General features: G+C 62.1%; 3 protein-coding genes. All 3 read right to left on the bottom strand.

Going from position 1 to position 3,491, the window contains the following annotated elements; translation table 11 throughout:
- Positions 1–228, bottom strand: a 228-nt coding sequence (locus H1Y01_RS14185; RefSeq protein ID WP_180541166.1) for an FAD-dependent oxidoreductase, incomplete at its 3' end; no start/stop codon positions are given.
- Entirely contained in the window at positions 228–2,030 is a 1,803-nt protein-coding gene (gene typA / locus H1Y01_RS14180; protein ID WP_180541165.1) for a translational GTPase TypA, read from the bottom strand. The genes typA and H1Y01_RS14185, both read right to left, overlap by 1 nt.
- A 14-nt stretch (positions 2,031–2,044) precedes the next feature.
- A partial coding sequence (locus H1Y01_RS14175; protein ID WP_180541164.1) for an ABC transporter permease occupies positions 2,045–3,491 on the bottom strand: 1,447 nt, incomplete at its 5' end.

Genomic DNA, 3,491 nt, shown 5'->3' with positions numbered 1-3,491 from the left:
AGAACCGAGTTGCCGTAGCTCTTCTTTCAATAGCCAGGACGCGCTCGGATGCTGATCGCTCTTCAGCGAGTTGCTGCACACCAGCTCGGCCAGCCGATCGGTCTGATGAGCCGGCGTGCAGATCACGGGGCGCATCTCATGGAGCACCACCGGAATCCCGCGCTCCGCGATCTGGAACGCCGCTTCCGAACCGGCTAAGCCGCCGCCGATGACATGCACCTGCTTCATTAGCGTTGGTTGGCTTTGAGGATCTTCTTTCGCAGCCGGATCGAAGCCGGAGTCACTTCCACCATTTCATCTTCCCGGATGAACTCGATCGCCTGCTCCAGATTCAGCAGCCGCGGCGGCACCAGCCGGATCGCTTCATCGGCCGAAGACGCACGCATGTTGGTGAGCTTCTTTTCTTTGACGATATTCACATCCAGATCGTTCTGCCGCGCGTTCTCGCCAACAATCATCCCCTCGTAGACTTCCGTGCCGGGGCTGATGAAGATTTCGCCGCGCTCCTGAATGTTGAAGATGGCGTTCCCCGTCGCTTTCCCGGCGCGATCCGAAACCAGCGAACCCGTGGGCCGCGTCGGGATTTCGCCCTGCCACTCGATGTAGCCCTGAAAAAGCGAGTTCATGATAGCCGTGCCGCGCGTATCGGTCAGGATCTCGCTGCGCAGCCCGATCAAACCGCGGGACGGAATCAGGAACTCGAGGCGCACGCGCCCGCTTCCGTGGTTCACCATCTTGGTCATCTTGCCTTTGCGCGTGCCGAGCTTGTCCATCACCACGCCGATAAACGATTCGGGGCAGTCGATCACCAGCGTCTCCTGCGGCTCGTGAATCTTGCCGTCGATGGTGCGAGTCAGGATCTCGGGCTTGCCCACCATCAGCTCGAACCCCTCGCGCCGCATCATCTCAATGATGATGGCGAGCTGCAGTTCCCCGCGTCCCATCACCTGAAAGGCATCGGGACTCTGCTGCGCCACGCGAATCGAAACGTTGGTCAGCAGTTCTTTATCGAGGCGGTCCTTCAGATTGCGCGACGTGACGTACTGGCCTTCGCGCCCCACGAATGGCGAGGTGTTGATCGTAAACGTCATACCGATCGTCGGTTCATCGATCTGAATTACCGGCAGCGGCGTCGGAGTTTCGGCGCTGGTCACCGTCTCGCCAATGGTGATGCCTTCGAATCCCGCGATGGCCATAATGTCGCCCGGCCGGCCCATCGTTTCGTCGACGCGCTTCAGGCCCTCGAAGGAGTAGAGCTTGGTGATGCGCATTTTCTGCAGCGAACCATCCAGCTTGCAGATGGCGACGTCGTCCCCGTGCTTCAGCGTGCCGGCGAAGATGCGGCCGATGGCGAGCCGGCCCAGGTAGTCGCTGTAGTCGAGGTTGGCGACGATCATTTGCAAGACCGCGTCGGGATCGCCCGCCGGAGACGGGATGTGATCGAGAATCGAATCGAACAGCGGACGGAGATCCTCGCTGGGATCTTCCAGCGTTTTCTTGGCGATGCCGGCGCGGCCGTTGGTCCACAGCACCGGGAAATCGAGCTGGTCTTCGTGGGCGTCGAGATCGATAAACAGGTCGTAGACTTCGTTCAGTACTTCCTGCGGGCGCGCGTCGGGACGGTCGATCTTGTTGATCACCACGATGGGCGTGAGATGCGCCTCCAGCGCCTTCATCAGGACATAGCGGGTCTGCGGCAGCGGGCCTTCGCTGGCGTCGACCAGCAGCATCACGCCATCGACGATCTTCAGCGCACGCTCCACTTCGCCGCCGAAGTCGCTGTGGCCGGGGGTATCGACGATGTTGATCTTGTTTCCGAGATAGCGGATGCCGGTGATCTTCGAAAGGATGGTGATGCCGCGCTCGCGCTCCAGGTCGTTCGAGTCCATCACGCGTTCGGCCACATTTTCATTGGCGCGGAAGACGCCGCTCTGCTTTAACATGGCGTCGACGAGCGTGGTCTTCCCGTGGTCGACGTGGGCGATGATGGCGATGTTGCGCGTGTGTGTGGAGAGATTTTCTTTTGACATTCAGGCTTCGTGGATCAGTCTTCGTGAATTACTTCGATCGGTTTGAGGCGCGCCGCGACGCGCGCGGGGTAGAGGCCGGCCAGCACGGTGACGGCCCAGATTAAGAGCATGGCTCCGGCGAGCATCAGGCCGGGGGGGTGGAACTGAATGGTCCAGCCAAAACTTTGCTTGTTGATCACGAAGATCAACAGGCGCGAAAGAACCAATCCCAGCGCGCCGCCCACGACCAGCGCAAAGAAACCGATCAGCCCGGCTTCCAGCAGAATCATCCTGCGAATCTGGCCCGAGGCTGCTCCTAAGTAGCGTAGCATCCCGAACTCGCGGCGGCGATCCAGCACCATGGCCAGCAGCGCGTTCGCGGCGCCGAGAACCGCGACCAGAATGGCGATTCCTTCGAGCGCCCAGGTAACAGCAAAGGTTCGATCGAAAACGGTCATCGCGCCGCGGCGGAGTTCTTCATTGGGCGCGATGGCGAGCGGGAAGTTCGACAAGCCCTGTTGGACCGCGCGTAAGACCGACGCGTGATTGAAACCCGGCGCGATATACAAACCGATATTCGTTGCGGGTTCGTTGGGAAGGTATTTCAGCAATGTGCTGCGGTCGACGATGACGTAGCCTTGCTCGCTGGAGTAGTCGTAGTAGATGCCGGCGACGGTGAGCGTGATCTGGTTGGGACCGACCGGCAGGCGCAGGCGATCGCCCACGCGGACGTGGTGCTTTTGAGCGAACGGCTCACTCACGACGGCGCGGTCCTGATGGGGCAGGGACTTCAGAATCGGATCGCGATCTCCGCTCGCGAAAGTGATGCGGCCGTGGCGGCGCTGGATGTCGAGATCCCCGGCGGCAAACGTGGCGCGCTGGCCCTGGTAGTGAAGATCGATGGCGGAGAACACGTCGACATCCTGAATTCCGGGGATGCGGCGAGCGGCGGCCACGGCTTCGGCCGGGATAGGCGCGTACTCGCCTGCGGCTTGCGGCCCGGCGGCGGCGATATAGATGTCCGCGCGAAGCTGCGCGTCCAGCCAGTTGATGACGGTTTCGCGGAAGCTGCCGACCATGATGCCGACGCTGGCCATCATGGCGATTCCGGTGGCGAGCGCGGCTACGACGACTGAGGTGCGACCGAGCGACGCGGTCAGGCTCCGGCCGCCCAGCATTCCTTCCGCCTGGAACACGCGCCGTAGCGTCGGACGCAATAGCCGGTCGAGTTGGACGATGACGAACGGCGTGATCGCGGCGGCGGACGCGACGCTCAGCAGACTCGCCGCGTAGCCGAAGATCGGTTTGCCGCCGATCGGCCCGGCGAAGGACATCGCGTACGCGACGGCACCGCAGATGATGGCGATGAGCAGGTTGCGACCGGAATGTCTGCGCACGCGCGTTTCCCGCGAACCGCGGCTCATGGCTTCGGAGGGAGCGACTTGCATCGCTTCGCGCGCGGGACCCCATGCCGATACCAAC

Source organism: Nevskia soli (assembly GCF_903970205.1).
GTDB lineage: Bacteria > Acidobacteriota > Terriglobia > Bryobacterales > Bryobacteraceae > Bog-113.
This window is presented reverse-complemented; position numbering and strand designations above follow the sequence as displayed.